The following is a 24,681-nucleotide window of genomic DNA, read 5'->3' on the forward strand; positions in this document are numbered from 1 at the left end:
CTTAAGCGTCCCCTGCCCGCTTCTCGGCCTTCTCGTCGCCCGGCAGGGCGTACTTGGCGCCCTCCCACGGAGACAGGAAGTCGAAGGCGCGGAACTCGGTGATCTTCACGGGTTCATAGACGACGCGCTTGAGCTCGTCGTCGTAGCGGACTTCCACGTAACCCGTCATGGGGAAGTCCTTCCGCAGCGGATGGCCGTGGAAGCCGTAGTCGGTCAGGATCCGGCGCAGGTCCGGATGGCCTTCGAAGAAGACGCCGTACATGTCGAACGCCTCGCGCTCGAACCAGTCGGCGACCGGGAACACCGGCGTGACGCTGGGGACCGGGGTATCCTCGTCGGTCTGCACCTTCAGGCGGATACGCGTGTTCTTCACCATCGACAGCAGGTGATAGACGACGTCGAAACGACGCTCGCGCTGCGGATAGTCGACGGCCGTCAGGTCCACCAGCTGGTGGAAGCGGTAGTCCGGATGGTCGCGCAGCAGTTCCAGGGCCTGAACGACGCGGTGCGCCGGACCGTGGATGTTCAGCTCGCCGAACGCCACGTCATAGCCGGTGATCGCGCCGGTGGCGTTGGCGACGATCGACTGGCCGAGGGCTTCGAGGTCTTGGCTCATCGCTCGATCGTCCCCATGCGACGGATCTTCTTCTGGAGCTGCAGCACGCCGTAGACCAGGGCTTCGGCCGTGGGCGGGCAGCCCGGCACGTAGATATCAATCGGCACGACGCGGTCGCAGCCGCGCACGACACTGTAGCTGTAATAGTAGTAGCCGCCGCCGTTGGCGCAGCTGCCCATCGAGATGACGTAGCGGGGCTCCGGCATCTGGTCGTAGACCTTGCGCAAGGCCGGGGCCATCTTGTTGGTCAGGGTGCCGGCGACGATCATCACGTCCGACTGGCGCGGGCTGGCGCGCGGCGCGAAGCCATAGCGCTCAAGGTCGTAGCGCGGCATGGCCGAGTGCATCATCTCGACGGCGCAGCACGCCAGGCCGAACGTCATCCACATCAGCGAACCCGTGCGGGCCCAGGTGATCAGGTCGTCGGCGGCGGCGGTGATGAAGCCCTTGTCGGCCAGCTGCTGCGAGACGCCGTCGAAGAACGGGTCGTGCAGCTTGGGGTCATAGCCCTCGACCGTCGAACGACCGGCCGACAGCGCGGGAGCCGAGTTGGCGGGAACGATCACTCCCATTCGAGGGCGCCCTTCTTCCATTCATAGATAAAGCCGACGGTCAGGACGCCGAGGAAGGTCATCATCGACCAGAAGGCGAACTGGGCCACGTCGTGCGGCAGCTTCATCAGCGTGACCGCCCAGGGGAACAGGAACGCCACCTCCAGGTCGAAGATGATGAAGAGGATCGACACCAGATAGAACCGGACGTCGAACTTCATGCGCGCGTCGTCGAAAGCGTTGAAACCGCATTCGTACGCGGACAGCTTTTCCGGGTCCGGCGCCTTCGGTGCGAGCACGGCGGCCGCGAGGATGAAGACGATGCCGATGGCCGCCGCGATCCCTAGGAAGATCACGATCGGCAGGTACTGGAGGAGGAAGGCGGTCATGACAGCCCTTGGCTTGAATCGAGCGGGTTGTAGCCCACTGTCGCCAACGCTTCAAACACCCGAAGCACATTGAGAAACGATCGCAACTGGACCTGCTTTCCCTAACGCCGGTCTGGGAAAAACAAGGGGTCGCGCATTGAACACAAGGCCGGGGTCTTCCCGACCGTTCAGAGGAAAAAGGGCCCGGTCCGGACGCTATTTGTCGCTTCTTCGATATCGCCGTTGACACGAGTCTTCGAGCGACATATCAGACGCGCCTCGCCGATCGGCGGGTCGCACTTTCGCTTCGGCGAAGGGATATGCGGATGTAGCTCAGTTGGTTAGAGCGCCGGCCTGTCACGCCGGAGGTCGCGGGTTCGAGCCCCGTCATTCGCGCCACCCCTTCCAAGGTGGTATGCTTCCCCCCTCTCGGTTTACGGACGACCGTCGCGCCTCGGCGCACGACGCGGATGTAGCTCAGTTGGTTAGAGCGCCGGCCTGTCACGCCGGAGGTCGCGGGTTCGAGCCCCGTCATTCGCGCCACCGTCCAGTGGTTCTTCCCCTCAAATCGAGAATGGTTTCGGCAACGACTTGAGTTGCTGAAGGCGCGCGCCATCTAGCAACGATGACCAGCGCCGCTTACCCGCCCTTTTCCGTTCTCGACCTAGCTCCGGTTCCGCAGGGAACACCCGTCGGCCAGGCTCTCAACAGCAGCCTGGACCTCGCGCGACACGCCGAATCCCTCGGATTCCACCGCTACTGGCTGGCCGAGCACCACAACATGCCCGGAATCGCCAGCGCCGCGACCGCCGTGGTCATCGGGCACGTGGCCGGCGGCACAAAGACGATTCGGGTCGGATCGGGCGGCGTCATGCTGCCCAACCATGCGCCGCTGATGGTCGCCGAACAGTTCGGCACCCTCGCCGCCCTCTATCCGGGCCGCATCGACCTGGGCCTGGGCCGGGCGCCCGGCACCGACCAGGCCACCATGCGGGCTCTGCGCCGCTACGCCGGGGCGGTCGATTCGTTCGCCCAGGACGTCGTCGAGTTGCAGCAGTGGTTCAAACCCGCCGCGCCGGAGCAGAGCGTCCGCGCCGTGCCAGGCGAAGGCCAGGATGTACCGATCTGGATCCTGGGCTCGTCGACCTGGGGCGCGCAGCTGGCGGCGGCGCTAGGCCTGCCCTACGCCTTCGCGGCCCACTTCGCCCCCGACGCCCTGCTAGACGCCCTCCTGCTCTATCGCCGGCATTTCAAGCCGTCGGAGGTTCTGGACAAACCCTACGCCATGGTCTGCATCGGCGTCTGCGCGGCCGACACCGACGCGGAGGCGGCTCGCTTGGCGACGTCGACCCAGCAGCAGTTCCTGGCCCTGCGCCGCGGCCGCCCCGGCCTTCTGCCGCCGCCGGTCGACGACATCCGCGAGCACGCCTCGGCGGCCGAGCTGGCGGGCCTGGACCATACCTTCCAGTATTCGGCGATCGGCTCGCCCGAGACGGTGAAGCGCAAGATCGATCGGATCCTGGAGATGACGGGCGCCGACGAGCTGATGGCCGCCTCGCAGATCTACGATCACCAGGCCCGCAAGCGCAGCTACGAGATCCTGGCCGGCCTCCGGGCCTAGTGGTCGCGCGGTTGCGCCAGGCCGCCGAACCCCGGGTGGCCGGTCAACTCGCCGTAGATACCGCATAGCCGGCGGAAAACCGCGTTCCAGCCGTGACGCTCGACCGCGCGAAGACGGGCGACCATGCCGATGGCGGCGATGTCGCGCGCGAACAGGGCCTCGATCGCCTCGGCGAAGGCGGCGGGCTCCGAAGCGACGGCCAACTGGCCGACTTCCTCGTCGACGGATTCGGCCACCCCGCCGGCGGCGACGCCGACCACGGGCAGGCCGCAGGCCATGGCCTCCAGCACGATCAGGCCGAAGGGCTCGTTGTCGTTGGCGTGGACGAAGGCGTCGGCGCTGGCCAGGACGCCCGCCAGCTCGGCCGGGTCGCGGACATAGTCCAGGCAGATGGTCCGGTCGCTGACCGGCGCTCCGCCGCCGGCGCCGACGAACAGCAGCTTGTAGGGCGCGCCCAGCCGCTCGACCGCCCCAACCAGCACGTCCAGCTTCTTCTCGCGCGCCGGCCGGCCGGCGAAGACCAGCAGGCGCTCGTCGGCAGACACGCCCAGGCGGCGGCGAAGGCCGTCGCGATCGCCCCGCGAGGGGTGGAAGATCTCGGTGTCGACGCCCAGGGGCAGACCGATGGCGTTGTGCACGCCCGCCTCGATCAGCCGCCCCGCGATGAATCGGCTGGGCGCCACGGCCTGGTCGAACTGGCGATAGATCGCCGCCCAGCGTTTCTGGACGGGCTTTTCGGCCCACTCGCCGATGTGCAGCGCCGCCAGCTTGCCCAGGTCGGTGTGGCAGAAGCCGACGACCGGCACCCCCAGGGCGTCGCCGGCCCGCAGCGCGGCCAGGCCGGGCGTATAGGGATCGCCGGCCTCGATGATGTCGGGACGCTGGCGGATCAGCCGCTCCATCCAAGCCGCCTTGACCACGGGCCAGCGATAGCCGGCCCCGAACGGCAGCGGCGCGGCGTAGATCGAGACCCGCCCCTGGCCGTCGTAGGAATCGCGGGACCCCGGCACAACCAACGTGTGACGAACCTCGGGCCGGTTGGACGCCAGCCAGGCGCGCTTCGACGCCAGATAACGTCGCACGCCGCCGCTGCGCGGCGCGTAGAGCATGGTGGTGTCGACGAGACGTACGATATCGTCAGCGGACGGGCGGGCTATGACAGAAGAACCGCTCAGGCCGAACGGCCGGTCCGATCTGGTTTCCGTCACGCCGAATCCTCACCGCTACTCCAGGCCGCCCCATTCGGCCTTGGAACGATAAAGCTTTTGCGACACTCAGGGTTCCTCGCCGTTCCCGGACGATTTGACCGTCGCGCCGCGCCGCGCCAGGGCCTCGCGCAGCAATACCTCTACCTGAGCATTCACGCTGCGCAACTCCGCGCTGGCCAGGCGTTCGACGGCGGCCAGCACCTCGGGGCGGACGCGCATCAGGAATGCGCGCCGTCCGCCCTTCGCTTCGTTCGGATCGCCCGCCACGTCAGCCGTACAGCGTGCCGGTGTTGACCACGGGCTGGGCCTCGCGGTCGGCGCACAGGACCACCAGCAGATTCGAGACCATCGAGGCCCGGCGCTCGTCGTCCAGACTGACAACGCCGCGTTCGCTGAGCTGGCTCAGGGCGCTCTCGACCATGTCGACGGCGCCGGCCACGATCGTCCGGCGAGCGGCCAGCACGGCCTCGGCCTGCTGGCGCTTCAGCATCGAGCCGGCGATCTCGGGGGCGTAGGCCAGGTGCATCAGGTGGGCCTCGTCGATGGCGACGCCGGCCACGGCCGTCCGCTCCTGCAGGTCCTTGCGCAGGCGATCGCCGACCACCTCTGCATGGGCGCGCAGGGTCGGCTCGCCCTCCTCGGCGTGATCGTAGGCGTAGTGCGAGGCGACCTCGCGCAGGCCGGTCTCGATCTGGATGTTCACGAAGGCGATATAGTCGTCGACGTCGTACAGGGCCTGGGCCGAATCCCGCACCCGCCAGACGATGTTGGCGGCGATCTCGATCGGATTGCCGCGCTTGTCGTTCACCTTCAGCATCTCGCTGGTGACGTTGCGGACGCGCAGGCTGATCTTCTTGCGGCCGTACCAGAACAGGATCCAGCGCAGGCCAGTCTTACGATCGGTGCCGACATACGAGCCGAACAGGGTGATGGCGTAGGCCTCGTTCGGCTGCAGCGAATAGAAGCCGCACGAGACCAGCACGAACAGGAACACCAGCACGCCGCCGATCACCGGCTGTGTCTGCGAGAACGCGAAGATCCCGCCGGCCAGCAGGAACGGCAGGGCCAGCAGCGGCAGGCCGCCGCCCATGCCGCCGTGGGGACGCTCGACGGTCGGATTGATGGTGTGGGTCTCGGACATGGCGCTCCTCCAGCGGTGCAATCAAAGTGATATCACTTTGATTGCAGCCCACAAGGTCGAGCCGAGCGCGCGCGATCACGCTCCGGTGAGACGTCCGGAGCCGCGACCTGGATCTGGAGGAGGAATGGTGGGCAGTGAGGGGATCGAACCCCCGACCCTCTCGGTGTAAACGAGACGCTCTACCGCTGAGCTAACTGCCCGCCGAGCCTGTCCGCTTCGAATGGACATTCGAAATGGATGAATGGGCTCGTCTCTAGTATTCGGAGCGCGCCGAAACCGCATACGCTTTCGGCTATCACGCTCCAGGTGCGCGCTTCTAGCCGCACCCGCGCGTCGCGCAAAGCGCGAAAACGAAAAGGCGGAACGTCAGCCCCCTGACGCCCCGCCTCTCCCTAAGCGGAAAACTGGTTTAGCCGTTCAGCGAGGACTTCAGGCCTTCGCCGACCTGGAAGCGCGCGGTCTTCGACGCGGGACGGTTGACCGTCTCGCCGGTGCGCGGGTTCCGGGCGGTGCCGGCGGCTCGGGTCACGGCTTTGAAGGTGCCGAAGCCGACCAGGCGAACGTCCTGACCCGATTTGAGCGAGTCGGTGACGGCGTCGATGAAAGCTTCCAGCGCGTCCTTGGCCTGGTTCTTGTTGATGCCCGCCTTCTCGGCGATCGCCGTAACGAGTTCGGCTTTTGTGGTCATGTTTTTCTCCCAGCCTGAGCAGCGCCGTTTATTCCTTACGGCGCCTGGCTCAGCGGGGGATTATGGCGGCAGAAAATGCCCCGTCAAACGCGAGCGGCGCGGGAAACTCCCGCGCCGCCTAAGTTATCGACGATTAGTTGGGTTTAGTGGGTGAGAACGGCGTCCGCGTCGCCCTCATCCTTCTTCGCACCCGCAGCAATCGGCTCGTCGGCCTCGTTCCATTCGACGGGCGTCAGCGGGCCGGTGAGGCCGTGCTTGAGCACCTCGTCCATGGTCGAGACCGGGATGATTTCCAGACCGTCCTTGACGCTCTGGGGCACATCCGCGAGGTCCTTCTCGTTCTCCTGCGGGATCAGGACGGTCTTCACGCCCGAGCGCAGGGCCGCCAGCAGCTTCTCCTTCAGGCCGCCGATGGCGGTGACCCGGCCGCGCAAGGTGATCTCGCCGGTCATGGCGATGTCCTTGCGGATCGGGATCCCCGTCAGGACCGAGACGATGGCCAGGCCCATGGCCGCGCCTGCGGACGGACCGTCCTTGGGCGTGGCGCCATCCGGCACGTGGATGTGGACGTCGGTCTTCTCGAAGACTGGCGGCTTGATGCCGAACTGCAGCGACCGCGAGCGAACGTAGCTGTTGGCCGCCGAGATCGACTCCTTCATCACCTCCTTGAGGTTGCCGGTGATCGACATGCGACCCTTGCCCGGCATCTTCACGGCTTCGATGGTCAGGATGTCGCCGCCGAATTCCGTCCAGGCCAGACCGGTGACGATGCCGACTTGGTCGACCTCGTCGGTCTCACCGTAGCGGTACTTCTTGACGCCGGCGTACTTGGCCAGGCGCTCGTCGTCGATCGTGATCGAGACCAGCTTCTCGCGGGCCAGGTCACGGACCGTCTTGCGCGCCAGGGCGCCCAGTTCCCGCTCCAGCGACCGCACGCCGGCTTCCCGGGTGTAGTAGCGGATCAGGTCGCGGATCGCCTTGTCCGGAACGATGAACTCGGCCGACTTCAGGCCGTGGTCCTTGATCAGCTTGGGCAGGATGTGCCGCTTGGCGATCTCCAGCTTCTCGTCCTCGGTGTAGCCGGGGATGCGGATGATCTCCATGCGATCCAGCAGCGGCTGGGGCATGTTCAGGCTGTTGGCCGTCGTGACGAACATCACCTGGCTCAGGTCGTAGTCGACCTCCAGATAGTGGTCGCCGAACGTCGAGTTCTGCGACGGATCCAGCACTTCCAGCAACGCCGAGGCGGGATCGCCGCGGTAGTCGCTGCCCATCTTGTCGATCTCGTCCAGCAGGACGAAGGCGTTCGTGGTCTTGGCCTTCTTCATCGACTGGACGACCTTGCCGGGCATCGAGCCGATGTAGGTGCGGCGGTGACCGCGGATCTCGGCCTCGTCACGCACGCCGCCGAGGCTCATGCGCACGAACTCGCGGCCCGTCGCCTTGGCCAGCGACTTGCCCAGCGAGGTCTTGCCAACGCCGGGAGGACCGACGAGGCACAGGATCGGGCCCTTGAGCGAGTTGGTCCGGGCCTGGACGGCCAGGTACTCGAGGATCCGTTCCTTGACCTTTTCCAGACCGTAGTGATCGGCGTCGAGGATTTCCTCGGCCTCCGCCAGGTCGATCTTCTTGGTCTTGGCCTTGCCCCACGGGATCGACAGAAGCCAGTCCAGATAGTTGCGGACCACGGTGCTCTCGGCCGACATCGGGCTCATGTTGCGCAGCTTCTTCAGCTCGCTCTCGGCCTTGGTGCGGGCTTCCTTGGAAAGCTTGGTCTTCTTGATGCGCTTCTCGAGATCGATCAGCTCGTCGCGCGAGTCATCCGGGTCGCCCAGCTCGCGCTGGATCGCCTTCATCTGTTCGTTCAGATAGTACTCGCGCTGGGTCTTCTCCATCTGGCGCTTCACGCGCGAGCGGATCTTCTTCTCGACCTGCAGCACCGAAATCTCGCCCTCCATGAGGGCGAAGACCTTCTCCAGGCGCTTCACGACGTCGAAGATTTCCAGCAGGTGCTGCTTGTCGCCGATCTTCACCGACAGGTGGGCGGCGATGCTGTCGGCCAGCTTGCCCGGCTCGGCGATCTGAGGGATCGACGCCAGGGCCTCAGGCGGCACCTTCTTGTTCAGTTTGACGTAGTTTTCGAATTGCTCGACGACCGCGCGCGACAAGGCCTCGGCCTCGGGGCCGGCGCCTTCGTCCTCGCTGACCTCGCCGATCTGGGCTTCGTAGAAGGACTCCTGGTCGGTGAACTTCACGACGGCGGCGCGGCCCTTGCCCTCGACCAGCACCTTGACGGTGCCGTCGGGCAGCTTCAGCAGCTGCAGCACGGTGGCCAGCACGCCGACGTCGAAGATGTCGCCCGGCGCCGGATCATCATCCGCCGAGTTCTTCTGGGTGACGAGCAGAATCTGCTTGTCGCCGCGCATCACTTCCTCGAGGGCGCGCACGGATTTGTCGCGGCCCACGAAGAGCGGCACCACCATGTGCGGGAACACAACGATATCCCGCAGCGGCAAGACAGGAAGCGTACGTAGTTCGGACATGTGCTCAATACTCCCGGCCGAAGCGCCCTTGAGACGCTTGGCCATGCGGGCCGCCGTAACATCAGACGATGCGCCTGAGTCGAACGACCCGTCCGCCCGTGACTGGGCGAATGGTCGTTATTTATGTGGACGTTTTACAACAGGGTTCAAGCACACTCACCTCACAGCGGCGACAGGTCGCGCGCGCCAGGCCAAGCTGGGGTGCGCATGCCCCCTGCCCCGCGCCGAAGGGGCATGTTCGCCCAAGGCTCGGAGTTTTCGAGGTTTTCGCTCGCTCAAGCTGCCCGTGGCGCCGAAGCCTCACCGGTCGTCCAACAGGTGTACGAAGTCAGGTTATCCACGAAAAAGGCGCGCCTTCACGGGAAGGCGCGCCCTAATTTCGCGGCGAAGCCGGCGGCCTTAGGCCGAGGCCGCCCCGCCCTTCTTCTCGGCGTAGATCAGCAGCGGCTGGGCCCGGCCTTCGACGACCTCGGCGTTGACCACCACTTCCTCGACGCCCTCATAGTTGGGCAGTTCGAACATGGTCTCCAGCAGGATGCCTTCCATGATGGAGCGCAGGCCGCGGGCGCCGGTCTTGCGGGCGATGGCCTTCTTGGCGACGCCGTGCAGGGCGTCTTCCGTGAAGGTCAGGCCGATGTTCTCCATCTCGAACAGACGCTGGTACTGCTTGACGAAGGCGTTCTTCGGCTCGGTCAGGATCTTGACCAGGGCGGTCTCGTCGAGATCCTCCAAGGTCGCGACCACCGGCAGACGGCCGATGAATTCCGGGATCAGGCCGAAGCGCTGCAGGTCGTCGGGCTCGACGTTGCGCAGGATCTCGCCGGTGCGGCGCTCTTCCGGATCGGTGACCTTGGCGCCGAAGCCGATCGACTTGGCCGCGCCGCGCGCCGAGATGATCTTCTCGAGCCCGGCGAAGGCGCCGCCGCAGATGAACAGGATGTTCGTCGTGTCGACCTGCAGGAACTCCTGCTGCGGATGCTTGCGCCCGCCTTGCGGCGGCACGGAGGCGACGGTGCCTTCCATGATCTTCAGCAGGGCCTGCTGCACGCCCTCGCCCGACACGTCGCGGGTGATCGACGGGTTGTCGGACTTGCGGCTGATCTTGTCGATTTCGTCGATGTAGACGATGCCGCGCTGGGCGCGCTCGACGTTGTAGTCGGCGGCTTGCAGCAGCTTCAGCACGATGTTCTCGACATCCTCGCCGACGTAACCGGCTTCGGTCAGCGTCGTGGCGTCGGCCATCGTGAAGGGCACGTCGATGATTCGGGCCAGCGTCTGGGCCAGCAGCGTCTTACCCGTACCGGTCGGACCGACCAGCAGGATGTTCGACTTGGCCAGTTCGACGTCGTTGTTCTTCGACGCGTGGTTCAGGCGCTTGTAGTGGTTGTGCACCGCGACCGCGAGCACCTTCTTGGCGTGACCTTGACCGATCACGTAATCGTCCAGGACTTCGCAGATCTCGCGCGGCGTCGGCACGCCGTCCTTGGACTTCACGAAGGCGATCTTGTGCTCTTCGCGGATGATATCCATGCACAGTTCGACGCATTCATCACAAATGAACACCGTCGGCCCGGCGATGAGCTTGCGCACCTCGTGCTGGCTCTTTCCGCAGAAAGAACAATACAGAGTGCTCTTGGTGTCGCCGCTCGCGGCTTTCGTCATGATCGCTTCTCACACTATGGCGACTTACGGCTTAACGCCGCGACGCCCCTCCGAGCGCATACGCCGCCACCGAAGCAGACAGGATATACGCCGGGAGTTGTCTAATCCTTGACATTCCCCGATCCGGGCTCGGTTCACAACCCTTCGCGGCTCCTTTCAAGCCTCAAACGTTCAAACGGGCCGGATCGTGTCATGACCTCGTCATCTAAATTGGGCGATTGGCGCTCGGGCGCAAGCGTCGCACGTCTTGGCCCTTACGGTTGCGGCGGGAAGACCGTATTACCGAAGCTGGAATCGCAAGGAAATGAGCGCGCCCGACGCGCTCCAATGGTAGGTCGATGGCGAAGCGTTCGTTGATGTCCAAGGGGTTGAGCGCGTCGCGCCCGATGACCGGCGACATGGGGCACGAGCCCGGTCTGGTCGCCTTCGACTTCGACGGCACCCTGACCGTCAAGGACAGCTTCAACGCGTTCCTGAAGTGGCGCGCGGGGCCGCGGAAGTGGACGCGCGGCGTCCTGCGCCTGACCCCGTCGCTGATCGCCTACGTGTTCGATCGCAACCGCGCGAAACTCAAGGCCGCCGCGGTTCGCGAGTTCCTGAAGGGCGCCACGGTCGAGCAGATCGAGAACGACGCCCGGGCCTTCGCCCAGACCCACGCCCCCGCCCTGCTGCGGCCCGACGCCGTGGCCGTCTGGCGTTCGTGGCGGGCCAAGGGCGCCAAGCTGGTGATCGTCACCGCCTCGCCCGAGATCACCGTCGCGCCGTTCGCTCGAGGCCTGGGCGCCGACATGCTGATCGGCACGCGCCTGATGACCAACGAGGACGGCCGCATCCTGGGCGGCCTGGACGGGAACAACTGCCGGGCCAAGGAGAAGGTGCTGCGCCTGCGCGAGATCTTCGGCGCCGACGTCCACCTGACGGCGGCCTATGGCGACACCTCGGGCGACACCGAGATGCTCGCCATCGCCGACGAGAAGGGCTACCGCGTCTTCCGGGGCAAGCCGATCACCTGAGCGGATTTGCCGCAGGCTCCGGGATAACAAAAAAGCCGCCGATCTGAAGATCGGCGGCTTTGTCGTTTCAGCGAAGCTTCGCCCTATTCGGCGCCGGCCTCGGCCGCTTCGCGGCTGTCGTAGACGTGGTCGACCAGACCCCAGGCCTTGGCCTCGTCGGCGCTCATGAAGTGGTCGCGGTCCAGGGTGCGCTCGACCTCTTCATAGGTGCGGCCGCAGTGCTTGACGTAGATCTCGTTCAGGCGGCGCTTGGTCTTGATGATGTCCTCGGCATGGCGCTCGATGTCCGAGGCCTGACCGCGGAAGCCGCCCGACGGCTGGTGCACCATGATGCGGGCGTTGGGCAGCGAGATACGCTGGCCCGCGGCGCCGGCGGCGAGCAGCAGGCTGCCCATCGAGGCGGCCATGCCCATGCACACCGTCGAGACCGGGCTCTTGATGTATTGCATGGTGTCGTAGATCGCGAGACCAGCCGTCACCACGCCGCCCGGCGAGTTGATGTACATGGCGATCTCTTTCTTGGGGTTCTCGGACTCCAGGAACAGCAGCTGGGCGCAGATCAGGCTGGCCATGCCGTCTTCCACCGGACCGGTCAGGAAGATGATCCGTTCCTTCAGCAGACGGGAGAAGATGTCGAACGCGCGCTCGCCGCGGCTGGTCTGCTCGACCACCATCGGAACCAGGTTCATCGCCGTCGCCATCGGATCGTACATCATAGGGATCGCCCTTCGTCGTGTGTGCTGGCGGTGCGAAAACGAATCAGCCCCCGCGCGCCGTCGCTATCGCATATCGCGTGGCGCTTAACAGGTTGCAAGGAGCGGGCGTTTTCGCGGCGATACGAAAAGGGCGCGGCCCTCGCGGACCGCGCCCCATTTCATTGGACTTTAGACAGCCTTAGCCGCCGTAGCCTTCCGGCAGGTCGTCTTCTTCCAGGAGCTCGTCCTTGGAGACTTCCTTTTCGTCGATCTTGGCCTTGCCGAAGATCAGGTCGACGACCTTGTCCTCGTAGATCGGGGCGCGCAGGGCGGCCTGCAGGTCGGCGCGCTGGCGGTACATGTCGAACACCTGCTGGGCTTGCGCGCCGTACTGGCGAGCTTCGCGCATGATGGCGTCGGTCAGTTCCTGGTCGGTGACGACGACGTCGTTCTTGCGACCGATCTCGGCCAGCACCAGACCCAGGCGCACGCGGCGCTCGGCGATCTTCCGGTACTCGTCCTTCAGCTGGTCTTCCGACTTCTCGGCGTCTTCCGGCGGCAGACCGCCACGGGCCTTGTCGGCCTCGACCTGTTGCCAGATGCCGGCGAACTCGGCGTCGACCATGCGCGGCGGCAGCGGGAAGTCGTGCTTGGTGTCCAGCACGTCCAGCAGGGCGCGCTTCAGCTTGAAGCGCGAGCTGTTGTCGTAGCGGCTGCCCAGGTTCGAGCGCAGCAGGTCCTTCAGGGCGGCCAGGTCCGACAGACCCAGGCGCTTGGCCAGTTCGTCGTCGGCCTTGCCGTCGACCGGCGCGCGGACTTCTTGCACCTTGGTGGCGAACTCGGCGTCCTTACCGGCCAGTTCCTTGGCCTGGTATTCTTCCGGGAACTTCACCTTCACGACCACGTCGTCGCCCGGCTTGGCGCCGACCAGCTGGTCTTCGAAGCCCGGGATGAACTGACCCGAACCCAGGACCAGCTCGGCGCCTTCGGCCTTGCCGCCGGCGAATTCGACGCCGTCGATCGTGCCGACGAAGTCGATCAGCAGTTGGTCGCCGTCCTTGGCCTTCAGGCTCTTGCCCGTGCGCGGCTCGTAGGTGCGGGCCTGCTTGGCCAGCTCGTCCAGGGCCTCGTCGACCTCGGCGTCGCCGACCTTGTAGACCGGCTTGGTCAGCTCGATCGAAGCCGGGTCGATCGGTTCGAATTCCGGCATCACCTCGACGGCCAGCTCGAAGGCCAGGTCTTCACCGCCGGCGATGACCTTTTCCATGTCCGACGACGGGTTCAGCTCGGGCTGACCGGCCGGACGCAGCTTGTTCTCTTCGAGGACCTTCTGGGTGGTCTCGTTCAGGGCCTGCTCGACGACTTCGCCCATCAGGGCCTTGCCGTACAGGCGACGGACGTGGGCGGTGGGCACCTTGCCGGGGCGGAAGCCCTTCACGTTCATCTGCGGGGCGACTTCGGCGATCCGCGCATCGAGGCGCGTGGCCAGTTCACTCGCGGGCACCGTGACGCCAAAAACGCGGCTGAGGCCTTCGCCCGACTTTTCAACGATCTGCATCGACATTCTTAAATTCTCGGGTCGAGGCGCCGAGCGCCCGAGCTCCGCCCTGGGGTCCAAAAGATCGACGCCGCCCGCGAGGCCGGGGCGGCGAAAGAGCGCCCTTATGTCACGACGTGCGCGAGCATCCAAGAGCGGGATAGGTAAAACTCGCGACAGTCGGCTGACCGTCACGAGGCGTCTGGTGCGGATGAGAGGACTCGAACCTCCACGCCTCTCGGCGCTAGAACCTAAATCTAGTGCGTCTACCAGTTTCGCCACATCCGCGTGCGACGGGGATTACGGACTTGAGGCCGGACGCGCAAGCCCGCTCAGCGTCGCGCGTACAGCTGCGCCAGCACGGCGGGCGCCAGGCCGGGCAGGTCCTCGGCGATCAGGCCCGGGCCGTGACGACCGCCCGCTTCGGCGTGGATCCAGGCTCCGGCGCAGGCCGCCTCGAAACTCTCCATACCCTGGGCGATCAGCCCGCCGATGAAGCCGGCCAGCACGTCGCCCGAACCGGCGGTGGCCAGCCAGGGCGAGCCGTTCAGCGACACGGCCGCCCGGCCGTCCGGCGCGGCGATCACGGTGTCGGCGCCCTTCAGGAGCACCACGGCCCCCGCCCGCCTGGCCGCCTCCCGCGTGGCCGCGATCCGCTCGGGCGACCTCGTCAGCAGCCCCGGGAAGATCCGCTCGAACTCACCGGGATGCGGCGTCAGCACGTCGTCCCGGTCGAGGCAGGCGAACAACGCTTCCGGATCGTGCCGGAAACTCGTCAGGGCGTCGGCGTCGACGACCAGGGCCGCGCCGGTCCGGGCCAAGGCCGCCAGGTTGCGGGCGGTCGCCTCCCCCACCCCGGCCGCCGGACCGATGATCACCGCGTCGGCCAGCTCGCCGGCGCTCTCCAGGTCGGCGTCCGACTCGAACGGGGCCAGCATCACCGCCTCGAGATGGGCCGCGTTCACCGCCAGGGCGTTTGGCGGCGACAGCACGGTCACCGCGCCGGCCCCGATACGCAGCCCCCCACGCGCCGACAGCCGCGCCGCCCCGGTGTTCCAGGCCTCGCCGCTGACGACCTTCAGCCGGCCTCGCGTATGCTTGTGGGCGTCCAGCGCCGGCCAGGGAAAGCGCCGCGCCCAGAGGTCGGGATCGTTCTCGAACAGGTCCGCGCCCTCGCCGGACGACAGGCCGATGTCGGCGACGAGGATCTCGCCGCACGCCTTGCGCCCCTCGACCAGCACGTGGGCCCGCTTGCGGCGGTGGAAGGTCACGGTCAGCTCGGCGCTGAAGGCCGCCTCGCCCAGGGGGCGACCGGTATCGCCGTGCAGGCCCGACGGCGTGTCGACCGCGACGATGGCCAGCGCCCGCTCCCGGCACAGCCGAGCCAGCCCCGCGACCTCGCCCTCCAGCGGACGCGACAGTCCCGCCCCGAACAGCGCGTCTATATAGAGTGCGCCGCCCGCCAATTCCGTCGACAGCGGCCGGGTCTCACCCTTCCAGCGCGAGGCAGCCCAGCGGGCGGCGTCGGTGGACGGTGAATAGGCCGCCTCGACCACCACCTGCCAGCCGCGCCGACGCAGGTGGCGCGCGGCGACATAGCCGTCGCCGCCGTTGTCGCCGGGGCCGCACCAGATCACCACCGGGCGATGGGCGTAGCGGGCGCGGACGGCCCGGGCCACGGCGTCGCCGGCCCGCTCCATCAGGACCGGCGTCGGCGTTCCCCGCGCGACGGCGGCGCGATCGGCCGCGACCATCTCGGCGACGGACAGTATCTCTCGCGGCACGCCGACTCCTTACTGCAGGCCCTAAAGCACCTGGCTCCGAGCTTCGCGCCCTTTCTCCACCAGGATCAAGCGGTCGCCGTCGATGTCGAAGACGGTGCGCGAGCAGTGGTCGGGCCGGAACGCCATCACCTCGGCGCCACCCGTCGCGGCGGAGACCGCCGCGTTCAGCGCCACGAAGTGACTGAACACCGCCGCGCCGCCATGCTCGCGCAGGGCCCCGGCCACGGTCCTGGTCCAGCCGACATAGTCCAGGTCGCCGACGATCTCGTCCCAGCGCCCTTCGAACGCCCGTCGCAGCCAGGCGGGCCGCTCCTCGTGGCTCAGCGCCGCCGGCGTGGGAATCTCGCCGACGCGCGGATCGATGATGATCTCGACGCCCAGGGCCTTGGCCAGCGGCTGGGCCGTCTCGCGGCAGCGGCGCAAGGGCGAGGACACTACATGCGTCGGTCTCTGCGCCCCGGGCAGGGCCAGGATTTCCTCGGCGATGGCCGCCGCCTGCGCCAGGCCCGCTTCGTCCAGACCGGGATCCTGGTCGGCGTCGCCCCAGGTCGAGGCCGGACGGCCATGGCGGATGACGTGCACACGGATCATGACGTCCGATCCCCAATGAGAAGGCCGCGCCCGTCGCCAGTCGCGCCGACACCGAACATCGCGACCGCCAAAGCGCCCGGATCGGCAAGAACCGACCCTTTGAAGCCCGCATCGAGACCCGGGCGTTCCGCCGCAACTTTCAGCAACTCCGGCCAGAATGGTGAATTTCGCGCGCCATCCAGATACGAGAATTGGCCTCCGGTGATCGAAACCGGCGTGTGGTTGCGCATTTCCACCCCTGTTCAAACGAACGTTTCGCGCGATCGTAGGGGCCAAACGAGGCATCGCAAGGCCATTTGGCGGCCATTCCGAAAATGCACATTTCATCGGCGCCATATGCTCACTTCTTGATCACATGCCTGCAAGTCAATCGATCGGTCATGTTTGTCGCAGGCGCTCGCTTGCGGCGCTCCGGGCGGCGTGATGGTTGCGCGCTCAGTGAAGGCGGTTCGCCGCCGACGGGCCCGAGTGGAACCGATGAAGAAGATCGAAGCCGTCATCAAGCCGTTCAAGCTGGATGAGGTGAAGGAGGCCCTGCAGGACATGGGCGTCCAGGGCATGACCGTGCTCGAGGCCAAGGGCTATGGCCGCCAGAAAGGCCACACCGAACTCTATCGCGGCGCCGAGTACGTCGTGGACTTCCTCCCCAAGATCAAGGTGGAGGTGGTTGTCGAGGACAGCCAGCTGGAACCCGCGCTGGAAGCCATCACCCGCGCCGCCCGCACGGGCCGCATCGGCGACGGCAAGATTTTCGTCTCGGAGATCGCGGAAGTGATCCGCATCCGAACCGGAGAAAGCGGCCCGGCCGCCGTCTAGGCGTCCGGATCGTCAATACTTACGAAAGTTCTACAAAGGGGATACGGAATGACCACCGCCAAAGATATCCTGAACCTGATCAAGGAAAAGGACGTCAAGTACGTCGACGTCCGCTTCACCGACGTGCGCGGCAAGATGCAGCACGTCACGTTCGACATCGATCTGGTCGATGACGACTTCCTGAACGACGGCACGATGTTCGACGGTTCGTCGATCGCCGGCTGGAAGGCCATCAACGAGTCGGACATGAAGCTGCGTCCGGACCTGGACAGCGCCATCATCGACCCGTTCTACCAGCAGACCACGCTGGCCCTGTTCTGCGACGTCGTGAACCCCGACAGCGGCACCCCCTACAACCGCGACCCGCGCTCGATCGCCAAGGCCGCGCTGAACTACGTGAAGTCGGCGGGCGTGGGCGACACCGTCTACTTCGGCCCGGAAGCCGAGTTCTTCATCTTCGACGACGTCCGCTGGTCGACCGCGCCGAACAACACCGGCTACTCGTACGACTCCACCGAACTGCCGGTGAACTCGGCCAAGGAATATCCGGAAGGCAACATGGGCCACCGTCCGGGTCCGAAGGGCGGCTACTTCCCGGTGAACCCGGTCGACAGCTGCCAGGACCTCCGCGGCGAAATGCTGGCCGTCATGGGCGAGCTGGGCATGAAGCCGGAAAAGCACCACCACGAGGTGGCCCCGGCCCAGCACGAACTCGGCCTGAAGTTCGACACCATGGTCACCATGGCCGACCGGATGCAGCTGTATAAGTACGTCATCCACAACGTCGCCGCCGCCTACGGCAAGACGGCCACCTTCATGGCCAAGCCGATGTTCGCCGACAATGGCTCGGGCATGCACGTGCACCAGTCGATCTGGCAGGACGGCAAGCCGCTGTTCGCCGGCGACAAGTACGCCGGCCTGTCGCAGGAATGCCTGTGGTACATCGGCGGCATCATCAAGCACGCCAAGGCCATCAACGCGTTCTCGAACTCGACGACGAACTCGTACAAGCGCCTGGTGCCCGGCTACGAAGCCCCGGTGAAGCTGGCCTACAGCTCGCGCAACCGCTCGGCCTCGATCCGCATCCCGCACGTCGACTCGCCGAAGGCCAAGCGTCTGGAAGCCCGCTTCCCCGATCCGATGGGCAACCCCTACCTGACCTTCGTCGCCCTGCTGATGGCCGGCCTGGACGGCATCATCAACAAGATCGACCCGGGCGCTCCGGCCGACAAGAACCTGTACGACCTGCCGCCCCGCGAGCAGAAGAAGATCCCGGAAGTCTGCGGCTCGCTGCGCGAAGCCCTGGAAAGCCTGGACAAGGACCGCGCCTTCCTGAAGGCCGGCGGCGTCATGGACGACGACTTCATCGACAGCTACATCGAGCTGAAGATGGAAGAGGTGATGCGCCTGCAACTGCACCCGCACCCGGTCGAGTTCGACATGTACTACAAGTGCTAATCGCGTAAGCGTTAGACGAATGCGAGGGCCGGAGAGCGATCTCCGGCCCTTTTTCGTTGCGCCGCACAACAACGGACCGAGCAAGGACTGGGAACGACTTATTACTTACAGGCAGCGACTGAACAAAAATGTCGCAAGTTCGCAACATAACCGCCGCAATCGGCCGTTCAGGGCCTAAATCGCATGGCGCGAGATATCCGCGAGGCCGAAACTTGGCCTATCGCAGCGCAAACGGAATCGCCGCCAACGCTTGTTCAGAAACGGCGACGCGGCGTCTCAAGATCACAACAGGATCTCTCCATGCCCCAGCTCAACCGCTCCCTTCGTCGCGCCTTGACGGTGTCTTGCGGCCTGACCGCCCTCGCCTCGGCCTTGGCCGTCTCACCGGCCGCCTTCGCCCAGGAGACCAAGGTCGGAGAAGTGATCATCACCGCCCAGAAGCGCAGTGAAAACCTGCAGGACGTCCCCGTGTCGGTGGCCGCCATCGGCGGTGAGAAGCTGCAGGCGACCTTCGCCGCCGGCGACGACATCCTGGCCCTGTCGGCGAAGGCCCCGGGCCTCTACGCCGAGTCCTCGAACGGCCGCGCCGCGCCGCGCTTCTATATCCGCGGCCTGGGCAACGCCGACTTCGACCTAGCCGCCTCGCAGCCGGTGTCGATCATCCAGGACGAAGTCGTCCTCGAGAACGTCGTGCTGAAGAGCTCGCCCCTCTACGACCTCGACCACGTCGAGGTCCTGCGCGGCCCGCAAGGCACGCTGTTCGGCCGCAACACCACCGCCGGCATCGTCAAGTTCGACACGGTCAAGCCGTCGGAGGAGATCAAGGGCCGCCTCTCGGCCACCTACGGCAGCTACGGCACGACGACCTTCGACGGCGGCGTCGGCGGCGCCCTGGTCCCAGGCAAGGTCGCGGCCCGCGCCTCGGTGCTGTACCAGCACCGCGACGACTGGATCGACAACACCTACACCAAGGAAAACAACGCGCTGGGCGGCTTCAACGAAAAGGCCGCCCGCCTGCAGGTGCTGTTCACGCCGACTGAGAAGCTCTCGGCCCTGTTCAACGTCCACGGCCGTGACCTGGACGGCACCGCCGCGGTGTTCCGCGCCAACGTGCTGACCAAGGGCTCGAACAAGCTCAACAGCAACTACGACCGCGACAAGGTCGCCTATGACAACACCGCCAACAACCCGCAGAAGTACAAGGGCTACGGCGCGTCGGCCAACATCGAGTACGACTTCGACGGCGCCAAGCTGACCTCGATCACCGCCTACGAGAACACCCACGGCTACAGCCTGGGCGACATCGACGGCGGCAACCCGACCGGCCCGGGCTTCATCCCGTTCCAGTCGAACACCCAGGACGGCATCAAGAACCTGTTCCAGTGGACGCAGGAAGTGCGCCTGGCCAGCGACACCGACGGCCCGCTGAGCTGGCAGGTCGGCGGCTTCTACTTCGACACCAAGTACGACATCCGCACCGATCCGTTCTTCATGCCCGCCACCACGCTGCGCCAGAAGAACAAGGCCTGGGCGGCGTTTGGTCAGGCCTCATACAAGGTCAACGATCAGCTGACCCTGACGGGCGGCCTGCGCTACACCGACGACGACAAGGACATGAATGTCGTCTCCGGGCCGAACCCGGCGCCTTCGGTCTCCGTATCCGACTCGAAGCTCACCTGGGACCTGTCCGCCTTCTACAAGGTCGACGAGGACGTCAGCGTCTACGCCAAGGTCGCCTCGGGCTTCCGCGGTCCGTCGATCCAAGGTCGCGACATCGCCTTCGGCTCGCCGGCTTCGGCCGCCAAGTCGGAGACCATCATGTCGTACGAGCTGGGCCTGAAGAGCGAACTGTTCGAGCGCCGCGTCCGCCTGAACGGCGCGGTCTTCGCCTACACGATCGACGACCCGCAGTTCAGCGCTGTCGGCGGCGGCAGCAACTCCAACCGCCTGATCAACGCCAAGAAGGGCGAGGCCTACGGCCTGGAACTGGACAGCGAGTTCGTGGTCACCCCGAACTTCGTGGTCACGGCCGGCTACAGCTACGCCCACACCAAGATCAAGGACAGCACGCTGGCCGTGGCCCCCTGCGCCGCCTGCACCGTCACCGATCAGCTGACCGCCGCCGGCCTGGCCCTGGTGAACGGCAACCCGTTCCCGAACGCGCCGAAGTACACCTTCGACGTCACGGCCCGCTACGCCTACCCGATCGCCTCGGGTGAGCTGTTCGCCTACACGGACTGGAAGGTGCAGGGCTACACCAACATCTTCCTGTACCAGTCGAAGGAGTTCTACACGAAGGGCGACTTCGAGGGCGGCCTGAAGCTGGGCTACGCCAACAAGGAAGGCGGCTGGGAAGTCGCGGCCTTCGCCCGCAACATTACCAACGAGAGCAACATCAAGGGCGCGATCGACTTCAACAACCTGACCGCGTTCGTCAACGAACCGCGCGTGGTCGGCGTCTCGGTCGACGCGCGCTTCTAGGCGCAAACTTCTGAAGACAAGGAAGGCCGCGGAGCGATCCGCGGCCTTTTCCTTTGGCCTCAGACCTTCAGGCCGTGGCCGGTGACCGGGATCGTCTCGAAGTGCTGGGGAAAGCCGGCGATGATCGGCCGGGCCTTGGCGATGGCGGCCTGCACCGCCGGCAGCTTCAGCGACGCGGCGTGAGCTGCCTTGTCGGTCCAGACCTCGGTGATCCAGAGAGCGTCGGCATTGGCCGGATCCTGGGCGATCACGTAGCTGAGGCAGCCGGGCATGTCGCCCGTGCTCTCGCCCAGGATGGCCAGCAGCTCGTCCCGCTTGCCGGGTGCGGCCAGCATCTGTCCGATCAGTCCGTACATCGGCGTCTTCTCCTGCGCTTGGGCGGCGGTCGCGAGGGCGGCGGCCGCGAGACCGCCGGCCAGCACGTCACGCCTCACGATGACTGTATCCGTCATGGTGGATCCTCTTCGCCCGCACCATGGTCTGCGCGCCGACCGGGTTTTGTCAGCAGCCTATTCGGTCTTGCACGCGCCCTGTTTGGCGACGCTGACACCTCGGGTCAGCGCCTGACAGCTGTTCCCATAGGTCTTGCCGTCACAGCCGCAGACCGGCTGGTAGATCATCGGGCAGATATGGGGGACTCGACGGCAGACGCCCGACGCGTCGGCGATCCGATGGCAGGCTCCCGCCTCCAGTTGGCAGGTCAGCCCCGCCTGGCATTGGAACCCGGCGAACCCGCCACACATGCCGCCCTCCGCGACCGGCGTCCGATGCGGCGGCGGCGCCGGCTGGGGTCCGCTGGATGCGGAAGGCCCAGGGCTTCCGCAAGCCGTCAGCAGGACCACGGCGAGACAAGCAAGCAGGCGGCGCATCGACGACCTCCGGTAGACAAGTTGTTCGTTGAACGCGCGGTTCGGCCTTATGGTCGCCGCGAAACGATTTTGCCGCCGAATGCGTCAGCTGCATCTCGTTCGACTTGATAACCCGGTTCTTTTCGTCTGTCCTTCCCGCCTGTTCGAGAGTCGGGGTTTTTCATGATCAGATGGCGTTACGCGGCGACGGCCGCGAGTCTGCTGGCGCTGGGTCTATCGGCCTGCGCGACGACCGGGACGACCAATCCCTCCAAGACGCCGCCCAAAGCGCCCGAAAAGGCCGAGGCCAAGCCGCTGCCCAAGGGGCTGGACGGCCAGGCCTCGACGGGTTTCCCGTCGACCTATCAGCCCCTGCCCTCGCGCCCCACGGCCTTCATCGGCGCCACGGTGCTGACCGCGACCGGCCAGCAGATCGAGAACGGCGTGGTCTTCGTCTCGGGCGGCAAGATCAGCGCCGTCGGCGGCCCCGACACCCCGATCCCGGCCGACGTCGCGGTGATCGACGCCAAGGGCAAGTGGATCACCCCCGGCATCATCGACGCCCACAGCCACCTGGGCGTCTATCCCTCGCCCGGCGTCCAGGCCCGCTCCGACGGCAACGAGGCCACCGACCCGAACACCGCCCAGGTCTGGGCCGAGCATTCGGTCTGGCCGCAGGATCCCGGCTTCAACCGGGCCCGCGCCGGCGGCATCACCACCCTGCAGATCCTCCCCGGTTCAGCCAACCTGTTCGGCGGCCGCTCGGTGACGCTGAAGAACGTGCCGTCCCTGACCATGCAGGGCATGAAGTTCCCCGACGCGCCCTACGGCCTGAAGATGGCCTGCGGCGAGAACCCCAAGCGCGTCTATGGCGGCAAGAGCCGCTCGCCCTCGACGGCGATGGGCAATGTCTTCGGCTATCGCAAGGCCTGGATCGACGCCGCCGACTACGCCCGCAAGTGGGACGACTATCGCGCCAAGCAGCAGAAGGGCGAGAAGGCCGACGCCCCCAAGCGCGACCTGCAGCTGGAGACCCTGGCCGGCGTGCTGAAGGGCGAGATCCTGGTGCAGAACCATTGCTACCGCGCCGACGAGGAAGCGGTGATGATCGATATCGCCAAGGAGTTCGGCTACAAGGTCACGATGTTCCACCACGCGGTGGAGAGCTACAAGATCGCCCCGCTGCTGGCTCGCGAGGGCATCTGCTCGGCGACCTGGGCGTCCTGGACCGGCTTCAAGATGGAAAGCCTGGACGGCATCGACGCCAACGCCGCCATCCTCTGGAAGAACGGCGCCTGCGTCGTCATCCACTCCGACGACCCGATCATGACTCAGCGGCTGAACCAGGAGGCCGCCATCGCCATGACCGCCGGCAACAAGCTGGGCTATGGCATCAGCCGCGCCGAGGCGATCAAGTGGATCACCGCCAACCCGGCCAAGGCCATGGGCATCGGCGACAAGACCGGCAGTCTCGAGCCCGGCAAGGCCGCCGACCTCGTCGTCTGGAGCCGTGACCCGTTCAGCGTCTACGCCCAGGCCGAGAAGGTCTTCATCGACGGCGCGCTGATCTACGACCGCCAGGACAAGCGCTTCCAGCCCAAATCCGATTTCGAGCTCGGCCAGCCCGGTCAGGGAGCGTTCAACTGATGATCCGGTCATTGCTTCTCGCCAGCGCCGCCTGCGCGCTCGCCCTCCCCGCCGCCGCCCAGACCGTGGCCATCGTCAACGCCCGCATCGAGCCGGTCTCGTCCGCCGCCATCCCGAACGGCGTGCTGGTCATCAAGGACGGCAAGATCGCCGCTGTCGGCGCCGGCGTGGCCGTTCCGGCCGGCGCCAGGGTGATCGACGCCAAGGGCGGGGTCGTCACGCCCGGCCTGGTCGCCCCGGCCTCGAACCTGTCGGCCTCCGAGATCGGCGGGGTCCGCGAGACCCGCGACGACGGCACCGGCAGCGCCCTCAGCGCCGCCTTCGACATCGCCTACAGCGTCAATCCGGCCTCGCCGATGATCGGCCTGGCCCGCGATGGGGGGATCACCAGCTCGGCCGTCACGCCCGTCCTCTCCGGGACCGGCGGCGGCGCTCACGAGCACGCCGACGACGGCGTGGTCGAGGAGATGACCGCCGGCAAGGACGGCGATGGCGATCCGCCGCTGTTCGGCGGCCAGGCCGCGTTCATCCGCCTGAAAGCCGGCGCGCCCGACATCGTCGAGGCCTCTAAGCTGGCGGTCACCGTCTCGCTGGGCGAGAGCGGGGCCCGGGCGGCTGGCGGCTCGCGCGGCGCCGACCTCGTTTTGATCCGCTCGGCCCTGGAGGACGCCCGCGCCTTCGCCAGCCGCCGCGCGGCCTTCGAGCAGGGCGCGACCCGCGACTTCGGCCTCTCGCGCCTGGACCTCGCGGCCCTGATCCCGGTCGTTCAGGGCAAGACGCCGCTGCTGATCCGCGTCTCCCGCGCCGCCGACATCCGCCAGGCCCTGAAGCTGGCGGCCGAGGAGAAGATCAAGATCGTCCTCGAAGGCGTCGAGGAAGGCTGGCTGGTCGCCGCCGAGATCGCCAAGGCCGGCGTCCCGGTCATCGTCGATCCCCAGGCCGACCTGCCCGACAGCTTCGAGGCCCTGGGCTCGCGGCTCGACAACGCCGCTCGACTGAACGCCGCCGGGGTCACGGTGGCGATCAACGGCTCGCGGGACTTCAACAACCTGCGCCAGGAACGGCTGAACGCCGGCCTGGCGGTGGCCAACGGCCTGCCCTACGCGACCGGCCTGGCCGCCGTGACCCTGACCCCGGCCCGGATCTGGGGCCAGGACAGCAGGATCGGCTCGCTGGACGTGGGCAAGCTGGCCGACGTCGTGGTCTGGAACGGCGATCCGCTGGAAACGACCAGCTGGCCGCTGAACGTCTTCGTCGGCGGCGTCGAGCAGCCGCAAGACAGCCGCCAGACCCAGCTGCGCGACCGCTACGCCGCCTCCGACGGCAGCGGCTATCCGCCGGCCTATCGTTGAGCTTGAAGGTCCGCCCCCGGCTTCGGTTGGGGGCGGATTTCGCTTTTCAGTGGAAGCGGGC

23 protein-coding genes and 4 tRNA genes are annotated in these 24,681 nt (G+C 66.5%); 9 read left to right on the forward strand and 18 right to left on the reverse strand.

Annotated elements, in window-relative coordinates:
- Window position 1: 1 nt before the first annotated feature.
- Genes K8940_RS12035 through K8940_RS12045 form a run of 3 tightly spaced genes read right to left on the reverse strand, consistent with a single transcriptional unit; the run spans window position 2 to window position 1,556 of the window.
- Window positions 2-616, reverse strand: coding sequence for an NADH-quinone oxidoreductase subunit C (locus K8940_RS12035; RefSeq protein WP_223390210.1), 615 nt, complete (start codon window positions 614-616; stop codon window positions 2-4).
- Window positions 613-1,209, reverse strand: coding sequence for a NuoB/complex I 20 kDa subunit family protein (locus K8940_RS12040; protein ID WP_223390211.1), 597 nt, complete (start codon window positions 1,207-1,209; stop codon window positions 613-615). The genes K8940_RS12035 and K8940_RS12040 overlap by 4 nt, the downstream gene beginning before the upstream one ends.
- Window positions 1,179-1,556: an NADH-quinone oxidoreductase subunit A gene (locus tag K8940_RS12045; RefSeq protein WP_125158569.1), complete on the reverse strand. Its 378-nt coding sequence runs from the start codon at window positions 1,554-1,556 to the stop codon at window positions 1,179-1,181. Before K8940_RS12045 ends, K8940_RS12040 begins: the two co-directional genes overlap by 31 nt.
- A gap of 301 nt (window positions 1,557-1,857) precedes the next feature.
- Here K8940_RS12045 and K8940_RS12050 point away from each other — a divergent pair.
- The 3 genes from K8940_RS12050 (at window position 1,858) to K8940_RS12060 (ending at window position 3,156) form a co-directional block, all read left to right on the forward strand.
- Window positions 1,858-1,934: transfer RNA gene (locus K8940_RS12050), tRNA-Asp, on the forward strand.
- Between the two features lie 67 nt (window positions 1,935-2,001).
- Window positions 2,002-2,078: transfer RNA gene (locus tag K8940_RS12055), tRNA-Asp, on the forward strand.
- 82 nt (window positions 2,079-2,160) lie between these two features.
- A complete protein-coding gene (locus tag K8940_RS12060; protein WP_223390212.1) occupies window positions 2,161-3,156 on the forward strand; it encodes an LLM class flavin-dependent oxidoreductase in 996 nt (331 codons plus the stop codon).
- On the opposite strand, the gene K8940_RS12065 is transcribed toward K8940_RS12060, so the two are convergent.
- From K8940_RS12065 to clpX, 7 genes are all read right to left on the reverse strand, one after another.
- Window positions 3,153-4,364 carry a glycosyltransferase family 4 protein gene (locus K8940_RS12065; protein WP_411675550.1) on the reverse strand — a complete coding sequence of 404 codons (1,212 nt, stop codon included), beginning with the start codon at window positions 4,362-4,364 and terminating at the stop codon, window positions 3,153-3,155. The two genes, K8940_RS12060 and K8940_RS12065, sit on opposite strands and share 4 nt — an antisense overlap.
- A gap of 66 nt (window positions 4,365-4,430) precedes the next feature.
- The gene (locus tag K8940_RS12070) at window positions 4,431-4,631 is read right to left on the reverse strand and encodes a hypothetical protein (protein WP_223390213.1); all 201 of its coding nucleotides are present in this window, start codon (window positions 4,629-4,631) and stop codon (window positions 4,431-4,433) included.
- Window position 4,632: 1 nt separating this feature from the next.
- Window positions 4,633-5,505, reverse strand: coding sequence for an SPFH domain-containing protein (locus tag K8940_RS12075; protein WP_223390214.1), 873 nt, complete (start codon window positions 5,503-5,505; stop codon window positions 4,633-4,635).
- A 125-nt stretch (window positions 5,506-5,630) separates the two neighbouring features.
- A tRNA-Val gene (locus K8940_RS12080) sits at window positions 5,631-5,705 on the reverse strand.
- A gap of 209 nt (window positions 5,706-5,914) precedes the next feature.
- Complete coding sequence (locus K8940_RS12085; protein ID WP_013079364.1) at window positions 5,915-6,193, reverse strand: HU family DNA-binding protein; 279 nt, start codon at window positions 6,191-6,193, stop codon at window positions 5,915-5,917.
- Window positions 6,194-6,336: 143 nt separating this feature from the next.
- A complete protein-coding gene (gene lon, locus K8940_RS12090; RefSeq protein WP_223390215.1) occupies window positions 6,337-8,736 on the reverse strand; it encodes an endopeptidase La in 2,400 nt (799 codons plus the stop codon).
- Between the two features lie 399 nt (window positions 8,737-9,135).
- Window positions 9,136-10,398: an ATP-dependent protease ATP-binding subunit ClpX gene (clpX, locus tag K8940_RS12095; RefSeq protein ID WP_223390216.1), complete on the reverse strand. Its 1,263-nt coding sequence runs from the start codon at window positions 10,396-10,398 to the stop codon at window positions 9,136-9,138.
- Window positions 10,399-10,736: 338 nt separating this feature from the next.
- Here clpX and K8940_RS12100 point away from each other — a divergent pair, with 338 nt between their 5' ends.
- Window positions 10,737-11,411 carry an HAD-IB family hydrolase gene (locus tag K8940_RS12100; protein WP_223390217.1) on the forward strand — a complete coding sequence of 225 codons (675 nt, stop codon included), beginning with the start codon at window positions 10,737-10,739 and terminating at the stop codon, window positions 11,409-11,411.
- An 83-nt stretch (window positions 11,412-11,494) separates the two neighbouring features.
- On the opposite strand, the gene K8940_RS12105 is transcribed toward K8940_RS12100, so the two are convergent.
- The 6 genes from K8940_RS12105 to K8940_RS12130 form a co-directional block, all read right to left on the reverse strand.
- Window positions 11,495-12,127 carry an ATP-dependent Clp protease proteolytic subunit gene (locus tag K8940_RS12105; protein WP_411675551.1) on the reverse strand — a complete coding sequence of 211 codons (633 nt, stop codon included), beginning with the start codon at window positions 12,125-12,127 and terminating at the stop codon, window positions 11,495-11,497.
- Between the two features lie 178 nt (window positions 12,128-12,305).
- Window positions 12,306-13,664: a trigger factor gene (gene tig / locus K8940_RS12110; protein ID WP_263285773.1), complete on the reverse strand. Its 1,359-nt coding sequence runs from the start codon at window positions 13,662-13,664 to the stop codon at window positions 12,306-12,308.
- Window positions 13,665-13,846: 182 nt separating this feature from the next.
- Window positions 13,847-13,931: transfer RNA gene (locus tag K8940_RS12115), tRNA-Leu, on the reverse strand.
- Window positions 13,932-13,975: 44 nt separating this feature from the next.
- The gene (locus K8940_RS12120) at window positions 13,976-15,427 is read right to left on the reverse strand and encodes an NAD(P)H-hydrate dehydratase (protein ID WP_223390219.1); all 1,452 of its coding nucleotides are present in this window, start codon (window positions 15,425-15,427) and stop codon (window positions 13,976-13,978) included.
- 21 nt (window positions 15,428-15,448) lie between these two features.
- Entirely contained in the window at window positions 15,449-16,018 is a 570-nt protein-coding gene (locus tag K8940_RS12125; RefSeq protein ID WP_223390220.1) for a histidine phosphatase family protein, read from the reverse strand.
- Entirely contained in the window at window positions 16,015-16,248 is a 234-nt protein-coding gene (locus K8940_RS12130) for a hypothetical protein (RefSeq protein WP_223390221.1), read from the reverse strand. The genes K8940_RS12125 and K8940_RS12130 overlap by 4 nt, the downstream gene beginning before the upstream one ends.
- Before the next feature lie 247 nt (window positions 16,249-16,495).
- Here K8940_RS12130 and K8940_RS12135 point away from each other — a divergent pair, with 247 nt between their 5' ends.
- From K8940_RS12135 to K8940_RS12145, 3 genes are all read left to right on the forward strand, one after another.
- Window positions 16,496-16,834 carry a P-II family nitrogen regulator gene (locus tag K8940_RS12135; RefSeq protein WP_099577548.1) on the forward strand — a complete coding sequence of 113 codons (339 nt, stop codon included), beginning with the start codon at window positions 16,496-16,498 and terminating at the stop codon, window positions 16,832-16,834.
- Window positions 16,835-16,882: 48 nt separating this feature from the next.
- On the forward strand, window positions 16,883-18,292 hold the full coding sequence (gene glnA / locus K8940_RS12140; protein ID WP_223390222.1) for a type I glutamate--ammonia ligase: 1,410 nt from the start codon (window positions 16,883-16,885) through the stop codon (window positions 18,290-18,292).
- 300 nt (window positions 18,293-18,592) lie between these two features.
- Window positions 18,593-20,773, forward strand: coding sequence for a TonB-dependent receptor (locus tag K8940_RS12145; RefSeq protein WP_223390223.1), 2,181 nt, complete (start codon window positions 18,593-18,595; stop codon window positions 20,771-20,773).
- Window positions 20,774-20,832: 59 nt separating this feature from the next.
- Here K8940_RS12145 and K8940_RS12150 read toward each other — a convergent pair whose 3' ends face one another.
- Both K8940_RS12150 and K8940_RS12155 read right to left on the reverse strand, forming a co-directional pair.
- Window positions 20,833-21,225 carry a putative quinol monooxygenase gene (locus K8940_RS12150; protein WP_223390224.1) on the reverse strand — a complete coding sequence of 131 codons (393 nt, stop codon included), beginning with the start codon at window positions 21,223-21,225 and terminating at the stop codon, window positions 20,833-20,835.
- A gap of 57 nt (window positions 21,226-21,282) precedes the next feature.
- Window positions 21,283-21,642: a Kazal-type serine protease inhibitor family protein gene (locus K8940_RS12155; RefSeq protein WP_223390225.1), complete on the reverse strand. Its 360-nt coding sequence runs from the start codon at window positions 21,640-21,642 to the stop codon at window positions 21,283-21,285.
- 162 nt (window positions 21,643-21,804) lie between these two features.
- On the opposite strand from K8940_RS12155, the gene K8940_RS12160 reads away from it, so the two are divergent.
- The gene (locus K8940_RS12160) at window positions 21,805-23,268 is read left to right on the forward strand and encodes an amidohydrolase (protein ID WP_223390226.1); all 1,464 of its coding nucleotides are present in this window, start codon (window positions 21,805-21,807) and stop codon (window positions 23,266-23,268) included.
- Window positions 23,268-24,620 carry an amidohydrolase family protein gene (locus K8940_RS12165; protein WP_223390227.1) on the forward strand — a complete coding sequence of 451 codons (1,353 nt, stop codon included), beginning with the start codon at window positions 23,268-23,270 and terminating at the stop codon, window positions 24,618-24,620. Before K8940_RS12160 ends, K8940_RS12165 begins: the two co-directional genes overlap by 1 nt.
- The last annotated feature ends 61 nt before the right edge of the window (window positions 24,621-24,681 follow it).

Source organism: Caulobacter segnis (assembly GCF_019931575.1).
In the GTDB taxonomy this organism is placed as follows: Bacteria; Pseudomonadota; Alphaproteobacteria; order Caulobacterales; family Caulobacteraceae; genus Caulobacter; species Caulobacter segnis_C.